This window comes from Cupriavidus sp. 09_S30, assembly GCF_056930435.1.
Genome location: NZ_JBXOWI010000002.1, coordinates 2,836,244 through 2,856,171, shown reverse-complemented (window position 1 = coordinate 2,856,171; position 19,928 = coordinate 2,836,244). Strand labels below are relative to the sequence as shown.

General features: G+C 60.5%; 20 protein-coding genes. 17 read left to right on the top strand and 3 right to left on the bottom strand.

The window, feature by feature from the left end; translation table 11 throughout:
• The first annotated feature begins 202 nt into the window (after positions 1 to 202).
• A complete protein-coding gene (locus AC1Z3O_RS33035; protein ID WP_483514932.1) occupies positions 203 to 1,648 on the top strand; it encodes an IS1182 family transposase in 1,446 nt (481 codons plus the stop codon).
• A 493-nt stretch (positions 1,649 to 2,141) separates the two neighbouring features.
• Here the strand turns inward: AC1Z3O_RS33035 and AC1Z3O_RS33030 are convergent, their stop codons facing one another.
• Entirely contained in the window at positions 2,142 to 3,044 is a 903-nt protein-coding gene (locus AC1Z3O_RS33030; protein ID WP_483521245.1) for a LysR family transcriptional regulator, read from the bottom strand.
• 136 nt (positions 3,045 to 3,180) lie between these two features.
• On the opposite strand from AC1Z3O_RS33030, the gene AC1Z3O_RS33025 reads away from it, so the two are divergent.
• The 12 genes from AC1Z3O_RS33025 to cysS all read left to right on the top strand — a co-directional run bounded on the left by AC1Z3O_RS33025 (position 3,181) and on the right by cysS (position 16,207).
• Positions 3,181 to 3,624, top strand: coding sequence for a DoxX family protein (locus tag AC1Z3O_RS33025; RefSeq protein ID WP_483521244.1), 444 nt, complete (start codon positions 3,181 to 3,183; stop codon positions 3,622 to 3,624).
• A gap of 47 nt (positions 3,625 to 3,671) precedes the next feature.
• Entirely contained in the window at positions 3,672 to 5,042 is a 1,371-nt protein-coding gene (locus AC1Z3O_RS33020; RefSeq protein WP_483521242.1) for an MFS transporter, read from the top strand.
• Positions 5,043 to 5,680: 638 nt separating this feature from the next.
• Entirely contained in the window at positions 5,681 to 6,940 is a 1,260-nt protein-coding gene (locus tag AC1Z3O_RS33015) for an ABC transporter substrate-binding protein (RefSeq protein WP_483521241.1), read from the top strand.
• 51 nt (positions 6,941 to 6,991) lie between these two features.
• A complete protein-coding gene (locus AC1Z3O_RS33010) occupies positions 6,992 to 7,861 on the top strand; it encodes a branched-chain amino acid ABC transporter permease (RefSeq protein ID WP_483521239.1) in 870 nt (289 codons plus the stop codon).
• A complete protein-coding gene (locus AC1Z3O_RS33005) occupies positions 7,858 to 8,817 on the top strand; it encodes a branched-chain amino acid ABC transporter permease (RefSeq protein WP_483521238.1) in 960 nt (319 codons plus the stop codon). The genes AC1Z3O_RS33010 and AC1Z3O_RS33005 overlap by 4 nt, the downstream gene beginning before the upstream one ends.
• A complete protein-coding gene (locus AC1Z3O_RS33000; protein WP_483521237.1) occupies positions 8,814 to 9,563 on the top strand; it encodes an ABC transporter ATP-binding protein in 750 nt (249 codons plus the stop codon). The genes AC1Z3O_RS33005 and AC1Z3O_RS33000 overlap by 4 nt, the downstream gene beginning before the upstream one ends.
• Positions 9,560 to 10,270, top strand: a complete 711-nt coding sequence (locus AC1Z3O_RS32995) for an ABC transporter ATP-binding protein (protein ID WP_483521235.1) — start codon at positions 9,560 to 9,562, stop codon at positions 10,268 to 10,270. Before AC1Z3O_RS33000 ends, AC1Z3O_RS32995 begins: the two co-directional genes overlap by 4 nt.
• A 726-nt stretch (positions 10,271 to 10,996) precedes the next feature.
• A complete protein-coding gene (locus AC1Z3O_RS32990; RefSeq protein WP_483521234.1) occupies positions 10,997 to 11,425 on the top strand; it encodes a hypothetical protein in 429 nt (142 codons plus the stop codon).
• A 503-nt stretch (positions 11,426 to 11,928) separates the two neighbouring features.
• Positions 11,929 to 12,363, top strand: a complete 435-nt coding sequence (locus AC1Z3O_RS32985) for a hypothetical protein (protein WP_483521232.1) — start codon at positions 11,929 to 11,931, stop codon at positions 12,361 to 12,363.
• 301 nt (positions 12,364 to 12,664) lie between these two features.
• Positions 12,665 to 13,852: a radical SAM protein gene (locus AC1Z3O_RS32980; RefSeq protein WP_483521230.1), complete on the top strand. Its 1,188-nt coding sequence runs from the start codon at positions 12,665 to 12,667 to the stop codon at positions 13,850 to 13,852.
• Between the two features lie 144 nt (positions 13,853 to 13,996).
• Positions 13,997 to 14,461, top strand: a complete 465-nt coding sequence (locus AC1Z3O_RS32975; RefSeq protein ID WP_483521228.1) for a YaiI/YqxD family protein — start codon at positions 13,997 to 13,999, stop codon at positions 14,459 to 14,461.
• 339 nt (positions 14,462 to 14,800) lie between these two features.
• A complete protein-coding gene (cysS, locus tag AC1Z3O_RS32970) occupies positions 14,801 to 16,207 on the top strand; it encodes a cysteine--tRNA ligase (RefSeq protein WP_483521226.1) in 1,407 nt (468 codons plus the stop codon).
• Positions 16,208 to 16,354: 147 nt separating this feature from the next.
• Here the strand turns inward: cysS and AC1Z3O_RS32965 are convergent, their stop codons facing one another.
• Complete coding sequence (locus tag AC1Z3O_RS32965) at positions 16,355 to 17,197, bottom strand: SDR family NAD(P)-dependent oxidoreductase (protein ID WP_483521224.1); 843 nt, start codon at positions 17,195 to 17,197, stop codon at positions 16,355 to 16,357.
• A gap of 99 nt (positions 17,198 to 17,296) precedes the next feature.
• On the opposite strand from AC1Z3O_RS32965, the gene AC1Z3O_RS32960 reads away from it, so the two are divergent.
• The 4 genes from AC1Z3O_RS32960 (at position 17,297) to AC1Z3O_RS32945 (ending at position 19,211) form a co-directional block, all read left to right on the top strand.
• On the top strand, positions 17,297 to 17,671 hold the full coding sequence (locus AC1Z3O_RS32960; RefSeq protein WP_483521222.1) for a heavy metal-responsive transcriptional regulator: 375 nt from the start codon (positions 17,297 to 17,299) through the stop codon (positions 17,669 to 17,671).
• Positions 17,672 to 17,865: 194 nt separating this feature from the next.
• A complete protein-coding gene (locus AC1Z3O_RS32955; protein ID WP_483521220.1) occupies positions 17,866 to 18,438 on the top strand; it encodes a type 1 glutamine amidotransferase family protein in 573 nt (190 codons plus the stop codon).
• 187 nt (positions 18,439 to 18,625) lie between these two features.
• A complete protein-coding gene (locus tag AC1Z3O_RS32950) occupies positions 18,626 to 18,802 on the top strand; it encodes a hypothetical protein (protein WP_483521218.1) in 177 nt (58 codons plus the stop codon).
• A gap of 34 nt (positions 18,803 to 18,836) precedes the next feature.
• A complete protein-coding gene (locus tag AC1Z3O_RS32945; RefSeq protein ID WP_483521216.1) occupies positions 18,837 to 19,211 on the top strand; it encodes a DUF1484 family protein in 375 nt (124 codons plus the stop codon).
• A gap of 76 nt (positions 19,212 to 19,287) precedes the next feature.
• On the opposite strand, the gene AC1Z3O_RS32940 is transcribed toward AC1Z3O_RS32945, so the two are convergent.
• Complete coding sequence (locus AC1Z3O_RS32940) at positions 19,288 to 19,689, bottom strand: cupin domain-containing protein (RefSeq protein ID WP_483521214.1); 402 nt, start codon at positions 19,687 to 19,689, stop codon at positions 19,288 to 19,290.
• Positions 19,690 to 19,928: the final 239 nt, after the last annotated feature.

Below are 19,928 nucleotides of genomic sequence, written 5' to 3'. Positions count from 1 at the left end.
GTGCAGGTTGAGCCGGGTTTCTCCCTAGCGAGAGAATAATCCCACTTGTAGTGGGCGAGCTACCACCTGGGCTACCGTCCAATGTAGCAGGAGTGTCATTGCGACGCTCGGACCCATCGATGGCGGCCGCTTCCGGCCGAGGTTGTGTGAAAACACTAGTGCATCGCCTAGACTGAAGCAACTTGTCAGCGCGGGACGGCCCATGAAGCGATTCATCGAAGGCGAAGATCGACAGCAGGTAACTCTGCTACCAGAGTGTCTTGATGACTATATCGGTGAAGACAATCCTGTTCGCGTCATCGATGCCTTTGTTGATGAGCTTGATCTGCATAGGCTTGGCTTTAAAGGCGCCGCTCCTGCGGCCACCGGTCGACCGGCGTATCACCCGTCGGTCTTGCTGAAGATTTATATCTATGGCTACCTCAATCGCATCCAGTCGAGCCGCCGCCTGGAGCGCGAGACTCAGCGCAACGTCGAATTGATGTGGTTGACCGGACGGCTTGCACCGGATTTCAAAACCATTGCGGACTTCCGTCACGACAACGGCGTGGGGATTCGGAACGTTTGCCGGCGCTTCGTCGCACTGTGCCGGGACTTGAAGCTGTTCTCTCAGGCAACCGTGGCGATCGATAGCAGCAAGTTCAAAGCAGTCAACAGTCGGGACCGCAATTTCACGTCGGGCAAGATCGACAAGCGCCAGCAGCAAATTGAGCAGAGCATCCAGCGCTATCTCGACGCCCTGGAGACCGCCGACCGAACCCAGCCGGCTGAAGTCGAAGCAAAGACGACGAGGCTGCAGGAAAAGATCAAGAAACTGCGCCAGCAGATGCGGGAGTTGGATCGCATCAAGGAAGAGTTGAAGAGTGAGCCCGATGAGCAGCTATCACTCACGGATCCTGACGCGCGCTCGATGATCTCACAAGCCAAGGGAACGGGGGTTGTAGGGTACAACGTTCAGGCGGCCGTTGATGCCAAGCACCACCTGATTGTGGAGCATGAGGTCACAAACATCGGCAGCGACCGTGCGCAACTAAGCAAGATAGCCAACGCTGCGCGTGAAGCGATGGGCCGGAAGAGACTGCAGGCCTTTGCTGATCGTGGGTACTTCAATGGACCGGAGATCAAAGCATGTGAAGACGCCGGCGTCACGCCCTTCGTGCCGAAGCCGATGACGTCGAACGCGAAGGCTGACGGACGGTTTAGCAAAGCAGACTTTATCTACGTGGCAAGGGATGACGAATACCAATGCCCGGCAGGCGAGAGAGCGATCCATAGGTTCACCACGGTCGAGCACAACCTAAAGCTGCATGTGTACTGGAGCAGCGCCTGCCCCAGGTGCCCAATGCGCGATCAATGCACGATCACGGACTACCGGCGCATTCGCCGATGGGAGCATGAGGTGGTGCTTGAGCGGATGCAGCAGCGGCTCGACCGCAGGCCCGATGCCATGACACTGCGAAGACGCACCATTGAGCACGTGTTTGGCACGCTTAAACACTGGATGGGCTCGACGCACTTCCTGACGAAGAAGCTAGAGCATGTGAGCACTGAAATGAGCCTGCACGTGCTTGCATACAATCTCAAGCGGGTAATTAGGGTGCTCGGGATCGCCAGAATGATGAAGGTGGTGAAGCTAGCGGGGGCGTAAGCCTTTTTGGCGATGTTTTAACGCTCGCGTGGGGTGCCTCAAAGCCAATTAGGAAGGCATTGCCGCCATTCGGTGTCGCATCGGCACTGAATTGACCGAAGAAGTGGAAAGCCCAGCGCGACCTACATATATGGACGCGCGCACGGCGGCCCACTGAGCGTTTCCACACGGCCTCGGCCATTTACAGACGTCGACGCCGTATCTCACCACGAACTTTCGAAGGACGGCTGGGCTCCTATAAGGGACGTTCACGCACTGTCGGTCGATTGTCACCTGCCCCAGCCACTGAGCTAATGGTTGACCCTCGCATGGTGAAAAGTGGCACGACCTGTTAGTCCTTAACGACAAGTGTTGAAACGCCAAACGGGCCGAGTCTTCGAGACTGGGCCCACATTTTTTATGTAAGCGGTGATTTATTTGGACACGTGCCTGTAGTAGCGGAACCTACAGTCGCTCATATGCGGTTTGGATGAGGCTGGGAGCGGCCCGAAGATCAAAGTCTTTCCAGCAAGAAATCAATGAATGTACGTACTTTGGCCGGCACATACCTGTGGCTTGGGTAAACCGCCGAAACCATTTGAGTCCGGGGAGCGTATGTGCCCAGCAGCTCGACCAGACGCCCGCTAGCCAAATCCTCCTGTACCGTGAAGTCGAGCAGTTGCGCAATGCCCGCGCCGCTGGTAACTGCGGCCAAGGTGCCCAAGGGATGGTCAAGAGCAAGAGCCGGACGAATCGCGACCTCGCATAGTTGGTCACCCTCGGTCCGAAACACCCACGGCAAGCAGCGCCCGGTGTCCGGCAACAGCATGCCAATACATTGATGTCGGACCAGATCGCTTGGCTGTCGGGGATGCCCGTACTTGCTTAGATAGGACGGCGTTGCCACCACGACCCGTCCCGTCTGATCCAGCGGACGGGCGACCAAGCGGGAATCGGCCACTGTACCGATGCGCACCGCCATGTCGAAGTCTTGCCGGACGAAGTCGACCATCGCATTGCTAAGCGATACCTCCACGCTGACCCGCTCGCCATAGCGCGCCATGTATTCCGAAATCAATGGAATCACGCGCCTAATGCCATAGCTGTAGGGAAGGCTCACGCGCAACACGCCGCGCGGAATCTGTTCAAGCGTTAATGCCGTTTCAGTCTCGTTGATGCGGTCGAGCGCCTGTTGGCACGAATCGTAGTAGAGCTGGCCTTCGTCGGTCAGGCGCACGGCCCGCGTCGTGCGAGCGAATAGTCTGAGTCCCAGCCGGGTCTCCAGCCGTTGTACGGCCTTGCTGACAGCCGACGGCGTTGTCCCCAGTGAGACGGCCGCAGCAGTGAAGCTCTGGGTCCTGGCCGCCACACAGAACATTTCCACGGCATCCAGACGGCTATTGTTCGATCCCTTCATGCTTATGCCCCTAGCACACGAGGCACGGATTAGTGCCTGGATGGCACAAATAAAGTGCCGATCGATGATATCGGATCGTAAGCGAGTTGACTACTATCCGAGCCATGGCATTGCTTTGATGGAAATGAGGACTCAAATGCGCTTGGATTCGACTTCACCGGCTTTGGATCGCCTGACGAAAAGCCGTACAGGCATCCGTTTCGGATACGCCTTGGTGGGACTGCTGTTCCTAGTCTCTGGTGTCTTAAAAACCACCCACTTCGCCGGCCTGGTCGCCAAATTGGCGGCTATGGGACTGCCCATGGCACCGCTATTGAGCGTGCTGGTGACCTGTGTAGAGGTGGGCTGTGGCGGCGCACTGATCCTGGGCTGGAAGACCCGCTGGGCCGCGGCAGTGCTGGCCATGTTTGTCGTCCCCGCCACGTTCCTGTTCCACGCCTTCTGGGCTGCCGACGCCTCAAGCTACAGCAACCAACTCAACCACTTTCTCAAGAACGTCGGTTTGTTCGGTGCGCTGCTTGCCATGGCCTGGACGCCGTCATCGGGGGTAGCGGGTGCTGATGGCCGCGCCACCCAATAACCCAGGCTCGAGAAAGACTAGAAAGGACGCCAATAGGAGAAAGATCAATGAGCACTCCAGTCGCCCCCACCAACCCCATCAACGTCGACGTCGATGACCTGCTTGGAAAAGCCCATAACCCCGCGTTCCAGTTTCTTCTGCTCGCCTTGTGCGGGATGTGCCTGATCATTGACGGCTTCGATGCCCAGGCCATGGGATACGTTGCCCCGAGCCTGCTCGCCGAGTGGAGTGTTCCCAAGACGGCGCTCGGGCCCGTGTTCAGCGCGAGCCTGGTCGGGATGCTGGTTGGCGCCCTGTGCCTGTCCATCCTGGCCGACCGCATCGGTCGGCGCCCGGTGCTGATTGGCGCCACCCTGTTTTTTGCAATTGCCATGCTGGTCACGCCGCTAACCGGCAGCATTCTGTCGCTGATGGTTGCGCGCTTCGTCACCGGTCTTGGCTTGGGCTGCATCATGCCGAACGCGATGGCACTTGTCGGCGAGTATTCTGCTCCGGACCACCGGGTCAAGCGAATGATGCTTGTCTCGTGCGGCTTCACGGTCGGTGCCGCCATCGGTGGCTTCATCAGCGCGGCGCTGATTCCCGCCTTCGGCTGGCGCTCTGTTTTCTGGGTCGGCGGGGCGGCGCCGCTGCTGCTTGCGCTCTGGATGCTTGCGGCCTTGCCGGAATCCCTGCAGTTCCTGGCACTGAAAGACCGTCAACGACAGGCCCGGCGCTGGCTGGCGAAGTGTGCCCCCAGCCAGCAGATCCACCCCTCAGCGCGCCTCGTCGTGCAAGAGAAGCCTGCTTCCGGCGCTCCAGTGGTCGATCTGTTTCGCTCCGGGCGTGCGCCTGTCACGCTAATCCTGTGGGCCATCAGCTTCCTCAACCTGATTGACCTTTACTTCCTCTCGAACTGGCTACCCACCGTGATGCACGATGCGGGCTACACGCCCGCCACCGCAGTCATTGTCGGAACGATGCTTCAGACCGGCGGCGTTATCGGCACGCTCATGCTGGGCAGGTTCATCGAGCAGTTCGGCTTCATCCGGGTCCTGTCTGTTTGTTTTGCGGTGGCTGCCGTGTCCGTTGGCCTTATCGGTACGGTGGCGCACGCGTTGCCATGGTTGCTGCTGGCCGTGTTCGTGGGCGGATTCTGCCTCGTCGGGGGGCAACCTGCGGTCAACGCCCTAGCCGGCCACTACTACCCCACCGCCTTGCGCTCGACGGGCATCGGCTGGAGTCTCGGTGTCGGCCGCATCGGCTCGGTCCTCGGGCCGCTCATCGGCGGACAGTTGATCGCACTGCAGTGGAGCAACGGCGCGCTCTTTCAGGTCGCAGCCTTACCGGTCATCGGATCTGCCTTGCTTGTGATTCTGTTGGCAGGCCGTGGACGCAAGCGCTCGGTGACAGCGGTCGGTGTGCGGTCCGGTGGCTAGGCAGCACCGTTCGGGATCTCGTAGCCGCAACAAAACTATGTATACCTGGGGCTGGGCAAGCGACCCTGCCTCAGCGGATGACTGTTGGACTTTGAGAACTGCCGTTGACCGGGCGCCGCTTCAAACGACTGTAAGGGGTCGAGCAGCGACAGAGATGCCTCCGTGAGCCGATGTCCGAACTAGCTCGAGAGCCATCATCCACGGTCGGGTAGTCCGAATGGCGGCACAGGGTCGGGAAGAGACGACCGGACCGGGTAACGGTGGGCCGAGGTGGCTCGCCGAGCCAATTGTGCGGGTCTGCGCCATCGGCCGAACTTCGGTCATTTCTGCCATTGCGGCTTGCATGACCGGATGGCAGAAACTGGCCAAGGCCGAAACCGAGGTGAAGGACAACGACAGCTTTGCGCCCCCGAGAGCGCATCGTTGGCGCCCAATACATCACGTGAAAACAACCCGCCCACCTCAGTCGGCCATGGATCTGCCGCGGAAATCAGCGGCTGATCGTCGGCCGTTGCCTGCGCATGGCGGCTCCTTGTGCATCTCAGTTAACACACCTAAAGTTGTCTTCTAGGAGACATTCCCGCTTAGGCCCAGTTTCAGGCGATTCGTCGACTCGACAAGGCAGGTAGGGGGCTACCATGACGAAACCGAACGGCATTCACTTCGATCGTCGCACCGTACTCAAGGGGGCCGCAGCGGCGGCGGCCTTGCAGTTCGCGCCGCCCTTCCTCATCAAGGCGCGCGGCGAATCCCCGTTGCGAATCGGCATGGTCGACCCCTTGACCGGCGTCTATGCTGCAGTCGCACAGAATGAGGTCACTGGCGCCAGACTGGCCGTCCAGCAGATCAACGCCAAGGGGGGCATCCTCGGGCGCCCCATCGAGTTGCTGGTGGAGGACTCTGCAAACGACGTGGGCACCGGTGTGCAAAAGGCGCGCAAGCTGATCGAACGCGACCAGGTGAGCTTTCTCATTGGCGATGTGAACTCCGGCATCGCGCAGGCTATCGCGCAAGTCAGTAACGAGAAGAAGGTGCTGCACATCGTCTCCGGCGGCCACACCGACACGATCACGGGCAGCGATTGCAAGTGGAACGTCTATCGCGTCTGCAACACCACGAGCATGGAAGCCAATGCGGTAGCCAATCTCCTGTTCAGCAAGTACGGCAAGCGGTGGCACTTCATTACGCCCGACTATGCTTTCGGCCACACCCTGCAGAAGGCCGCGGCGGCCGACTTGCAGAAGCTCGGCGGCACCATGACCGGCAATGAACTGACACCGCTCGGCACCACCGATTTCTCCGCCTATCTGATCAAGGCGCGCGCCGCCAATCCGGACGTGCTGCTGGTGCTGCCGCAGGGCTCCGACATGGTCAACTGCCTGAAGCAGATTGCACAATTCGGCATCGGCAAGCAGATCCATATCGCCGGGCTGCAGCAAGAACTCGAATCGCTCGAGGCGATGCCACCCGAGGCGCGCGTCGGCATCTGGATGTTCGAGTGGTACTGGAAGCAACCCGGTGTACCCGGCGTTGAAAAGTTCGTCGCCGATATCCGCAAGGTGAACGGCGGCAAGGTTCCCACAGCGCGCCACTGGTTCGGCTACACGTCGGTCCATACCCTCGCCGCCGTTGCCAACCGGGAAAAGAGTCTCGACGCGAGAAGGCTCGCCGAGGCTCTCGGGGGATTCGAACTCGCGGACGACGTCAAGTTGCAGCCCAACAAGTGCTACTACCGCAAGGGAGATCACCAGCTCATGACGTCGTCCTTCGTGGGCGAGGCGCTGTCGAAGCCGGCTGGCGATCCCGAAGACCTGTTCCGCGTCGATCATGTCGTTGCGGGCGACAAGACCGCGCCTCCCGAAAGCGCGACCGGCTGCACGGTGAAGTGGCCGGCCTGAATTGGCGAACAGGGCCTGTGCCCGCCGTGCGTCAAGACGTGAGTCGTGGCGATGACCCAACTCCTCCTCTTCAACATCACAAACGGGCTGATCATTGGCGCGTTCTACGTGCTGATGGCGCTCGGGCTTTCGCTCATTCTTAATCTGAGCAACGTAATCAACTTCGCCCATGGCGGCTTCCTCGTCATCGGCGGCTACATTGCCTACTCGATCACGCCCTATGTCGGCTTCTGGGGGGCGTTGCTGATTGCGCCGCCACTCACCGCCGTCATCGGACTGGCCCTTGAGCGAACGCTCATTCGGCGTGTATACGGGCGCGATCCGCTCTACAGCCTGCTACTCACTTTCGGTCTGGCCTTCATCTTCGAGGACGGCACCCGTTTCATCTGGGGCGCCCAGGGCAAGCCGGTCACCATTCCGGTCGCGCTGGCGCAGCCGCTGAGCGATACGTTCTTCTTCATCACCGGCTACCGGCTTTTCATGGTGGGCACCGTGGCCGTCACGGTGGCACTGCTCTTTCTGCTGCTGCGTTTTACCCGCCTCGGCATCCGTATCCGCGCCGGTACGCTGGATCTCGAAACCGTCGCGGCACTCGGCATCAACGTGGGCGGGCTGCGGTCGCTGAATTTCGCCGTCGGCATCTTCCTGGCGGGCCTTAGCGGCGTGCTCGCTGCAGGCCAGCTCGGGCTGGAGCCCACCATGGGAACAGGGCTGCTGATGCCGAGCTTCATCGCCATCATTGTCGGCGGCGTCGGCAGCCTGCCCGGCACGCTGCTCGGCGGCTTGCTGATCGGCGTGGCTTCTGGCATCACCGCGGTGATTCTTCCGGCGGCCAGCGAAGCTGTCATTTACGCCCTGATGGCGGTGGTGCTGCTGCTGCGGCCGCGCGGCCTGCTTGGCGAGGAAGGGATGCTGACATGAGCGAACACATGTCGCCGGGCCGGCTGGCGGGGCCGGCGGCGATCTGGGTCGCACTGCTGCTCGCCCCATACTGGATGCCGCTGCTCGGCGGATATACCGCGCTCGGCACGCGTGTCCTGGTGCTCGGACTGGCTGCCATGTCGGTGAACTTCCTGCTCGGGTTCACGGGGGTGTTGTCCTTCGGGCATGCGGCCTATTTCGGACTTGGCGCCTACGGCGCCGGCCTTGCACTGAAATTTCTGGCGCCGAGCACGCCACTGGCGCTGGTGTGCGGCACGCTGTTGGGCGGAATCACCGGTGCGCTGCTCGGCGCCCTCAGCGTACGGCGGCGCGGGGTCTATTTCGCCATGGTCACCATCGCCTTCGGCCAAGTCTTCTATTACATCGCCTTTCAGTGGAGTTCGCTCACCGGCGGCGACGACGGGCTGCGCGGTTTTTCGCGCATGCCCCTCGATCTCGGCGTCGTCACGATCGATATTCTGTCGAACGCGAACGCGTTCTACTACTTCGTGCTGGCATGTCTCGCGCTGGCGACCGGCATCATGGCCTTGATCCTGCACGCCCCGTTCGGCCGCACGATGATTGCTATTCGCGAGAATGAACGGCGCGCCCGCTTTCTCGGCATTCCCGTCAACCGCCATATCTGGATTGCCTTCACGCTGTCGTGCTTCTTCATGGGGTTCGCCGGCGCGCTCTACGCCCTCCTGAACAATTTCGCCGATCCGCGCGGGTTGCACTATAGCCAGTCGGGGGATTTCGTGATGATGGCGGTCCTGGGCGGCATGCGCAGCTTCTGGGGGCCATTGCTTGGCGCCGTGGTGTTCGTCGTGCTGCAAGATTACCTGTCGAGCATCACCATCAACTGGATGTCGTTCGTCGGCATGATGTTCGTCGCGATCGTGATTTTTTTCCCTCGCGGCCTGCTTGGCTTCATCCGGCAAAGGAGGGGTTCGTGAGCGTGCTCGAGGTCAGGCATGTCAGCAAACACTTTGGCAGCCTGGCGGCGGTCCAGGATGTTTCCCTGGCCGTGGAGCCGGGCGAGTTGCGCGCCATCATTGGACCCAACGGTGCCGGCAAGACGACCTTCTTCAATCTCATTAGCGGCTTCTACCGGCCGACCTCCGGAAACATCATCTTTGAAGGACGTGACGTTACGTCACTCCCCGCGCACCAACGGGTGGTAGCCGGCATTGCCCGGACGTTCCAGATCACCGAGATATTTCCGGATCTGACGCTGTTCGAAAACGTGCGCGTCAGCGCGGAGGTGACGGAAGGCTTCCGCTTGCGTCCGTGGATCAACCGCGTGGAAAAGGTGAGGGTTCGCCAGTGCGTGGAAGAGGCGCTAGATCTTACGGGGCTGCGCGGCAAATCCGAGCGGCTGGTCGGCGAGCTATCCCATGGCGACCAGCGCGCCGCCGAGATTGCGATCGCGCTTGCACTGCGGCCGCGCATCCTGTTGCTCGACGAGCCCACTGCCGGCATGGGCGACCAGGAAACCGACGAGACCATGCAGCTCATCCGGCGCCTGCATCGTGAGAAGAACTTCACGATCGTGCTGATCGAGCATGACATGCGCGTGGTGTTCGACCTCGCCGATCGCATCACAGTGCTCGACCAGGGGCGCTTGCTCGCGGATGGCGCGCCCGACCAGATCGCCTCCAACGAGGCTGTGCAGGCTGCCTATCTGGGGAGCGCCGAATGAGCGCCGCGCTAATCGCCGAAGGACTTCACACCTACTATGGCAAGAGCCATATCCTGCAAGGTGTCAGCCTGGAGGCTGCGGAAGGCCGGATCACGGTCTTGCTCGGCCGCAATGGGGCCGGCAAAACCACCACGTTACGCACCCTGATGGGCTTGACGCCTGCACGTCAGGGGCGCGTGACAATTTTTGGCGCCGAGACCACGCGCTGGCCGACTTACCGGATCGCTGCCAGCGGCGTCGGCTATGTACCTGAAGGGCGGAGAATCTTTGCCAATCTGACGGTCGAGGAGAACCTGAAGGTCCCGCAGGAGCGCAGTGGGCCGTGGACGATCGCACGGGTCTACAACCTGTTTCCACGCCTCGCCGAGCGCAAGCTGAGTCGGGGGCGCCTGCTTTCCGGCGGCGAGCAGGAGATGCTATCGCTGGGCCGCGCGCTGCTGCTCAATCCGCGGCTGCTCATCCTCGATGAACCCTCGCAAGGGCTGGCCCCACGGGTCGTCCAGGAGGTGTTTCGTGTGGTGTCCCAGATGCGCGATGCGGGAATTACTGTCCTGCTGGTGGAGCAGAACGCGCGCATGAGCCTGGAAATTGCCGATCACGCCTACGTGCTGGACGACGGTGGCATCGTCTATTCCGGCAACGCGCGCGAGCTCGCTGCCGATCAGGGTCGTGTCCGGGCGCTGACCGGCGCCAGCGCGGCAGAGTGAACGTGCCGCCCGCGGGCCACGGACACATTGCTTAGCGCGGGCACCGCATTCACTGGCGTCAGCTACTCCGAGGAAGATGGCGACAAACACTGGAAGGTGGCATTGCCGGACGACTATGCAACGAAGCGAGAGCTTCTGCAACGAACGCAGCTATTGAAGGCCGGTGCCAGGCTCGCGCAGTTTCTGCGAGCAATCTGGCCGTGAATGGCGCATTTCAGTCGACTTCGAAGTGTGTGATGGGCTGATAGGCATCGTGGAAGCGGAGACTTCGGACGCCGGTAGCCGATTGGCGTGCTTGGCGCATGCAGCGACAGGCAAGCTTCGGCCATCGTGTTCATCACAATCTATTACGGCGGAATGGCCGGTTCCCGGGCCAATTCGGTCGTCCGTCCCCCAAGGCTCGAAGGGCTGAGAAGGGTTGCGGATTCAACCGGTCGGCTCCTCTCAACTTGGTCTTCATGACGTTTGGACTTGAGCAGCCGGTTGCTTCCCTACGGCTGGCCTTGCACAACGGCCTGAATCCGACACCTACAAGCTACCCAGCCTCAGCCGGAGCCAGGAGAGGTAGATCTTCTGCTGTCAGGGACTTTTGCCCTTTACTCCTTGCCGGTTAGCTGGCGAACACTGTATATTTATACAGTTGTCGTCGCATCCCGAAAAAGCTGGCTCCTGAAGTCAAGCCTGTGCGGCGCCTGCGCTTTCTCTCCCCCACCTCGAAAGGCAATCATGTTCGTGGACCGCACCGAAATCATCAACGCCGCCAAGGCACTGCGCGCCAGCCAGGAAGAGTCCAGGTACAGCAAGCTCGTCGCGCTCGCGAACAAGCAACTCAAGGCAATGCAAACGGCAATCCAGAGGGGCAAGGAAGAATTCGAGACCAGACTGGTACTCGACATCAACGAAGACAATCCGCAAGCAGCGCTGGAACCGCGCGCGCAACGGCTAGCCGACGACCTCAGAACGCAGGGCTACACCGCAACGGTGACCACGTTTGCCGAGGTCAGCACCGACCGCAAGAACTGGACGCCGAATATCACGGTAGTCATCGGTCTGGGCGACATGGTTTCCGGAGACGACAACGCGATAGCGGAAAGCACGGTGACCGACGAGACGGAAGTCGCGCTGGCTGGCGAAGCTGCCAGTGAAATGGCCTGACAGCAGGCGGGCAATCCGAGATAAGGACCGGCATCACGGGGCTTCGCACACGGTCGCGTGCGTGATGGCTTTGCCGACAAGGGAAATCCGCACGCGATCTACCAGTGGCACCCGATGAAGGAAACCGTGGCGTATAAGGACGCAATAGCCTGCGTCTTGATCGAACGAGGATTGTCACCACGCATGGCGGATCTCACTGGGAGGATCATGCTCGCGCCGTGAGCGTGTGCGGCTATCCCTGCTGGCTTCATCGAGGTCGGCGACCGGCCAACTTCTACCATTCGCCGGCGCGCGGCTGCAGATGCTCAGGCAGCCGTTCCTCAGTAGGTAGCGGACGTTCACCCGCCAATCACTCTCGTCGAGCCATTGGTCGTTGGCGCTTGTGTTCATCACCCCCGTGGCTAGACTGAAAAGTACGGAAGGAGGCTGCTTGTGCGGCAGTCGGCCCTCGCGCATCAGCAGATGGCCGACGGGCGCGCAAGTTGCACCGACCAGAAGGTGGCGTGAAACGCTTCATTGCGAGGCTCGGAAAGAGCATGACTTCAAAGCAGGCGCGAGGCATCGTGGCAGGCGCGGCTATGCTCGCGTCCTCCATTTTTTTTGCGTTGGCGTATGCCCAACCCGTTGTCACGGGGCCGCTCAGCATCAGCGGGTCGCTCCTCGTGCTCGGGCCGGTGACCGTCGATGGCTCGCTGACCGTGGCCGGTGACATCTACGCCCGCGGTCCGATCACGGCGGCCTGGATTGAACGGATTCCCCGCGGCGATCCCGCCGTACGTAGGCGCTGGGGAGGAAACACGATTCGTGGCCCGCTTACTGTGCACGGCGATCTGATCGTGCACGGCGATCTGGAAGCGCATGGCCCGATCACCGTCGACGGCCCCGCCGGTGCAGTTGGGCACGTGGACGCCGACGGCCCGATTACTGAGCGCCGTTGAATGCGCGTCGGGCGGGATGCGTCGGGCGAGACGTCTGAAGGTCTGTGGCATTCCGCAGGTTGCCGCTTGTGCAGCAACCTGCCGTCCTGGCGCCTGCGGTCGAAATTTGTTGTCTACCCCATGCAGCATTAATGGCGCGCGCATGGGTCCGGTGATCGCCAAAGCGCTCGAATCGGCGCCCACGGCTTACATGTTTGGACTATAAATCCTGATAGCGTGCTCCGAATTGGGGGGGCGGGAAAAGGTCGGCGCGGATTCGAGTCGTCTGCGCTGTCGTGTGGACTGTCGGCGGGAGCAAGGGATGCCGGAGAAGCAAGTCTTCTGGATGCAGGAAGCGACGACCGGGAAACGCAAAGGGCAAGCCAGCGCCACAAAAAAGCGGGAGTTGCCGCAGAACATGCTCCCGGCCATCTGTGATGTATCGGTAACCAATCTCTGCAACGCCGCCTGCGATTTCTGCGGATTCGCTCGCGACAAGAACCTGGCCGGCCCTCGTCGCTATCTTGATCCCGACGACTTTGCGCGTGCGATGCCGATCCTGCGCAGGCGCCGGATTCGCTACATGACGCTGCAGGGGGGCGAGCCTCTGGTTCACCCAGAGATCGCATCGCTCGTTGCCTCGGCCACGAAAGCCGGCATCCAGTGCGGCCTGATCACGAACGGCTGGTTCCTTCCTCGCCACATCAAGCAACTGGCGGCGGCCGGCCTCAAGCGTCTCATGATATCCATTGATAGCGCGGACATGAGCGAGCACGAGCACAATCGCGGCCTGCCCGGTCTGGAGGCTCGCATCCGCGAGGGCATCGCGCAGGCGCACGCCTTCGGTATCCCAGTCGGTGCGACGGTTACGGTCAGTCGTCTGGTCCGTTACTCGTCGCTTCCTGAAACGCTCAACCGGCTTGGCTTCGATGCCGTCACGTTTTCGTACCCAAGGCACGAGGCGTTCGGTTCCACATCGCTCGTTTACGACGAAAAATCAACGCTCGTCGACCTCAGCCCTGACGAAATACTCGAAGCGTTGAGCGCAATCGCGCGCCTCAAAAAGCGCTTTCGTGTGATGGACCCGAGCGCCGCGCTGGCAGAGGTCGAGCGGTTCGTGCGCGGCGAACAGCAACTGATTCCATGTATCGCGGGCAGCAAGTATTTCTATATCGACTGGAACCTCGATGTCTGGCGTTGCGAGGTGTGGTCTGAGCCGATGGGCTCCGTCTTCGACCTCGACCGCCTGCCCGATGAACGGGAGCCCTGCAATGACTGCATCGTGGGGTGCTACCGGCACGCCAGCGTGCTGATGCACGGGGCCCTCGCCGTGACCGACTCGGTGAACGCGCTCGGCAGGGGCGAACTTCGAGATGCTGTCGGTTTGTTGTTCCAGCGCAGCGTTGCGTATTCGCTGTGGGCGCTTGCAAGTGAAGAATTACCTCGAGCAGCGCTTACGTCGTTGGCAGGACGGATCGGCCGACGCCGTTCGTCACCGCAAACTGAATAAGTTCGATCTGCCGCAACTGAAGTACCTCGCGGAAGGATATCTGCCGGGACCGGGCCGGTAGGACGTGACGACTCATAGCAGCAAGGTCGAATTGCGTGCAGGCAGTAATATGAGCGTTTTCTCCCCTCCATTGGAAATATCGCGATGCAAGTACTGGTTGACGCAGACGCCTGCCCGGTTGTCGTCAAGGAAATGTTGTATCGGGCCGCGCAGCGTGTCGAAGTGTGCGTCACGCTGGTAGCGAACAAGTATTTGCGCACGCCGCCTTCCCGCTTTATCAAGGCACTGCAAGTGCCGGCGGGTTTCGACGCCGCCGATGACCGTATCGTCGAACTGGTCAGCAGCGGTGACCTCGTGATCACGGCGGACATACCCCTTGCCGCCGCTGCCCTCGGCAAAGGCGCTAACGTGCTCGACCCGCGAGGAATCTGGTTTAGCCATGAGAATATCCAGGAGCGCCTGACCATGCGTGAGGTGATGGACCAGCTCCGTGCCTCAGGCATCGATACCGGCGGTCCAGCACCTTACACCTCACAGGATGGCAAGGCCTTCGCTGGCCAATTGGACCGATTCCTGGCGCGTCACACGCCGCCGAGTACGCTCGGCTGAGGCGTGCTGGCCACAGCAACGCTAAGTGGACTGGCGCTGATGTGATGGCGTCGCTCGATCCAGTCGCTTGCCGGGCCATAAACAGACTTCCGGAAATGCCAACTGAAAGCGGCCATTCACCGGTATTGACCTGCGCAGCCGGCACAAGCTAGGATGTTCGTATGCTGACTCGCACCCAATTCCTCTCTTCGCTGGTCCGTGCATGTTGTCAAAACATGCCAGGGGGAAGCTGCGTCTAGCGATCTAGCTACACGTTGAATCAATCGCCTTCTGGCCGCCCGTTGCAAAACCGGCGGCCTTTTTGTTTTTGGCCCGACACTTTCGGGACGGAGAAACTCGATGCCGCTTGCGCTTTATGACACCTGGTCGCGTACCGTGCGCCCGTTCACGCCAATCCACGCCGGCCAGGTCGGCTTGTATTGCTGCGGTCCTACCGTCTACGACCACGCGCATATCGGTAATCTGAGAACCTACATATTCGAGGACGTCCTGCGCCGCGCACTGATGCGCAGCGGATATGAGGTCCGGCACGTCGTCAATATCACCGACGTCGGTCATCTGACTTCTGACGCGGACGACGGCGAAGACAAAATGGAAAAAGGCAGCCGGCGAACCGGAGAATCGGCGTGGGCCATCGCCCGGCGCTACACCGAGGCCTTCGTCTCGGACTGGCGTGCTCTCCACTTGCTCGAGCCGACAGTATGGTGCCGTGCGACCGATCATATCGCCGAACAGATCGCATTCATTGGCGAGTTGGAACGAGCCGGTTACGTGTATCGGACCGGTGACGGGCTGTACTTCGATACAAGCAGGCAGGACGACTATGGCTTCCTGGCCCGGCTCGACCGCGCCGGCCTGCAGGCGGGCAAGCGCATCGCAGTGGGCGACAAGAAGAACATCACGGACTTTGCGTTATGGAAGTTCAGCCCGGCTGGTGTCACGCGACAGATGGAATGGGATAGCCCATGGGGGCGTGGATTCCCTGGCTGGCATATCGAGTGCTCGGCCATGTCGGCGAAGTACCTCGGGATCTGGTTCGATATCCACTGTGGCGGCGAAGACCATGTCGCCGTGCATCACAGCAACGAGATTGCGCAGACCCAGGCGGCCCACGGCACCCGCCTTGCGAACTTCTGGATGCACGGACACTTTCTGACACTCGATGCCAACACGAAGATGTCAAAGTCGAGTGGCGATTTCGTTCGTCTGCAAACCTTGCAAAGCCGAAACATCGATCCGGTCGCGTACCGCTACCTGTGCCTGACCGCCCATTACCGGAGCAACCTGAATTTTAGCTGGGCGTCTCTCAATGCAGCGCAGATAGCCTTGAACCGGCTCCGGCATCTCTATTCCGGCTGGCCCGACGGAGGCCGCGTCGATCCGGATTTCGCGGCGCGATTCGATGCCCAAGTGAACGACGACCTGAATCTGCCAAGGGCCCTCGCCGTGCTTTGGGAACTGGTCAAGAGTAACCTGTCACCCGCGACCTTGAAGGCGACCGTGGACAGCTTTGATACTGTGCTGGGTCTTGGGTTGCGTGATTGGCAGCCAGTTGTGGCCGACATTCCGGAAAGCATCCGCGTGTTGCTCGGTGAGCGCGAGCAGGCCAGAGCGGAAAGGGACTGGGCAAAAGCCGATGACATACGGGAGAGGTTAAGCGCAAGAGGCTGGAGAGTCGAAGACAGAAAAGAAGGACAACGCCTGATCGGAATCACTACGGACCCGGCAGATATTCGAGAAGAGTGAGCAATGCATTGGTGTCAAACTGAGTGTCCCCTCTGCATAAGCTCGACTGACCGTTCAGGGTTGTTCGGCCAGAGGCGGTCGCTGGACCGATGGCCCCAGATTGCCGACAATCGATGCACGGAACCGTAGGATCAGGAGTTAGTCAACTCATTGAACGCAACCCTTCGCCTTGATATCTGTTGCCGCGATACCCTGGACTTCTCTCGGCCGAAGGATTTTTTCAACCAGCCGAGCCGACATCTGTCGGCTCAACAGTCTCTGCAAGTTCGCAAGCAGTCGATTTCGCGCCCCCACAACCCGATAGCTCCGATTGCGATCGAGCGCCCACAAGGCATCCTGCACCACGTTCGCGACTGGCATTGGCATGCCAACCGCAGCCTCCTTCGCGCCAACAACGTCGAAAAAAGCCGTTTGCGTCGCGCCAGGACACAGTGCGACGACGCGGACGCCGCGATGCCGGTTCTCGGCCCAAACCGCCTCTGAAAATGAAAGAAGAAACGCCTTCGTCGCGCCATAGACCGCCATATAGGGATCTGGCTGGAACGCCGCGGTTGATGCAACGTTGATGACCGCGCCATCGGATCGCGCCTGCATCCCCGGCAGCAGAAGGTGAGTCAGCTCCATCGCGGCCATGCAGTTCACCAGAACTTCATCGCGTTGGCGCGCCAACGGAATCGTTTCAAAGTGCCCGTATGCGGCAAAGCCTGCATTGTTGATCAGTACGTCGACGAAGGTGCCGGTCGCCTTCAGGTGACGATCGACGGTCTGTACGGCATCGCTTGAGCTCAGGTCGACCGTCAGGAAATCGGCGTCGCACGCATAGTCGCGTTGCAGTTCTGCTGCCAGATCGCGCAGCCTGTCGTGAGAGCGTGCGACCAGCACGAGATTCGCCCCCCGTTTGGCCAATGCATAGGCAAACGCGCGCCCGATACCCGACGATGCACCCGTGACGAGTGCTGTTTTTCCGTGAAAATCGAAAGGTTTGCTCATAGCCTGCTGATGGAGTGGAAGGTGAGTTGCACTCTAAACCGTTGACTATAGGCAACGGTCAAGCGTAAATGACGATCCACGACATTGATTGGAGGCAGCATGCTCATCGGCGAGCTGTGCAAGCGGGCGGGCGTGTCGCGCGACACCGTCCGTTACTACGAACGTATGGGTCTACTGGACAAAGCGCCGCAACCTCACGCGACGAACACTTACAAGCGCTATTCCCAACTTTCCTTGCAGCGGATACGGCTGATCGTCCATGCGAAGGCGTTGGGCTTCACGCTGGCGGAAATTGGCGACGTTATCCACGTGTGGGATAGTCCGACGTTCGGCATTGCGCAAAAGACCGCGTGCCTGCAAGCAAAGCTCGCCGAACTCGACGCAAAGAGTCTCGCGCTGACCACGCTGCGCGCAGGGTTGCTGAATGCGCTGGCCAAGGTCGGTGGCGATTGTGTCGACGGGGAAGTCGCGTGAGGGGTCGCGGCTGTGCAAGCGCTCCACGTCGCCAGAAAATCACTCTCAAAAAGCGGCGTGAAGTTAAGGATATCTTTCCGCAGTAGTTAAACACTCCTGACAGGAACTGTCAGTGGCGTCTAATATGCTATGGGTTCGTGCGGGGGAGGACAACTCCTCAGGCATTTATCTACGCCATCGAAAAGGACGCTCCAATGACACGTGCCATTACTATTCTCACCGAGAATTTTTCGGATTGGGAAACCGCCCTGATCAATTCGGCCGGTCGTTCCTATTTCGGTTTCGATACGCGCTTCGCCGCCCCCAATGGAACCCCGGTCACCTCCTCCGGAGGTATGATCGTCACCCCGCACTTGGCGATTGAAGCCATCCAGCTGGATGAGCTGGATCTGCTAATCGTATGTGGAGGTACCATCTGGCAGACTGATCAAGCCCCAAGTATCACGACGCTAGTTGCCTCTGCCCATGAAAGAAACATCATCGTAGCTGGCATTTGCGACGGTACCCGTGTGCTGGCGCAATCGGGCGTGCTCGATAACGTTCGCCATACGTCCAATTCGGCAGAAAACCTGTCGGGAATAAACTATGGTGGAGCCGCTTACTATCTGGACGTACCCTATGCAGTTGCCGATCAGCGCGTGATCACAGCTCCCGGAACTGCCCCAGTCAGCTTCATGGCCGAAATATTGTGTACCCTAGGCATAAACGACGCAAACCTCAACGCCTACGTGGTGATGCACGCCGCAGAGCACAGCAAGTCAGCCTAGACATCTTTTCATCATGTTCATTTGAATGTTTGAATAAGAGTGTCAAGCCGTCCTTATTGTGGCTCGGAGTTTGTTCCGGTAACCGATGATGACGCGGCAGCAATCGTCTGATCAGATTCGCCCGATTGACACCACACCATCCCTCCCAGAGACTCCCCCAAGTCACCGCAAACAACGGTGACCGGGCGTGGAAACCCGAGATATCCAGACAGACTGCTACACTCGTAGCGATTTTGTGTCCGACGCGTTCGCGCGCGCCAAGATTTTCTACGGCGGGCCGGACGGGGCAGCCTTCGGGCTGGCCGATATCCTGGATCTCGGTTTCCACCCCCGTCGCGGGCCCGCCACCCTCACGTGGAAATGAGCGGCGGGTCTTTGATCTGATCCAGGAGGCCGCTATGACCAACAGCACGGCTCACTTCGAGCCAGATTTTCGTTCACACCCGCCGGCGCACCAATTCGCCATCTCCCGCCAATCCCCCCTGATCGCCGACCTGATCGAGCTGACCTACCCCGCTAACGCCGATGACAGGGGCAGTCTCCGGGCACAGGAACTCGCCTACCAACTCGGCACGCTCAGCACCACCATCCGTGACGTCACCCAGCAAGGCTGTGTAGAGCTATGGCGAGTCAGCGCCGGGCTGGCCGCAGTGCTGCGCCTGCTGGAGGCCGACGAGGAAGCCGACATGGACACGGTCGGCATCCATTGCCTGCTGGCTCCACTGAAGGAGCAGCTTGATCAGGCAGTCAGCCGGGTACAGGAAATGATCTGATCCGCAAGGCGTGAGGGCCGCCGGGAGATGGCGGCCCTCACGGGATCGCGGCTGCACAGCGAGAAGGCCCAGGCAATCAAATCCAGACGTCATTCTCTGCCGTCCGCTCCCCGCGTACCTCTCCCGTATTCAACACGCCACGCGGCTCGATCAGCAGCAGCTTGACCTCCGCCGCCGCATACGGCTTGTGCTCCACGCCTTTCGGCACCACCGCCATGTCTCCCGCGCGCAGCAGCAGGTGGCAATCGCGCAGGTCGATCCGCAGTTCGCCCTCGAGCACGATGAAGGTCTCATCGGTGTCGGCATGCTGGTGCCAGATGAAGTCGCCTTCGATCTTCACTACCTTGAACTGGTAGTCGTTCATCTCGGCGATCACGCGAGGTTGCCAGTGCTCGTCGATGCGGCGGGCCTTATCCAGCAGGTTGATGGTGGTGCCTTGGCCGCGTGTGGCAGGGGCTTGGGTGGGTGCTTGGGACATGGGCTTCTCCTTCAATGTTGATGGATGAAGCAGAGGCTACGCTGGGGTGTGGTGCCTGGTCTTGAACGATTTTGCGTGGAGCATGGCGGCTACCTTGTCTACGCGGGCAGCCGTACAGTGCTGGCGGCTGCGATAGTCAATGGTAGCGCGCTGGCAGGCGTTGGGTGTTTGGGAAAGATTGGATGATGGCCTTATGCGGTTGTCTGGCGAGGTCGACCAAGATGGGCCGCTGCAAGAGA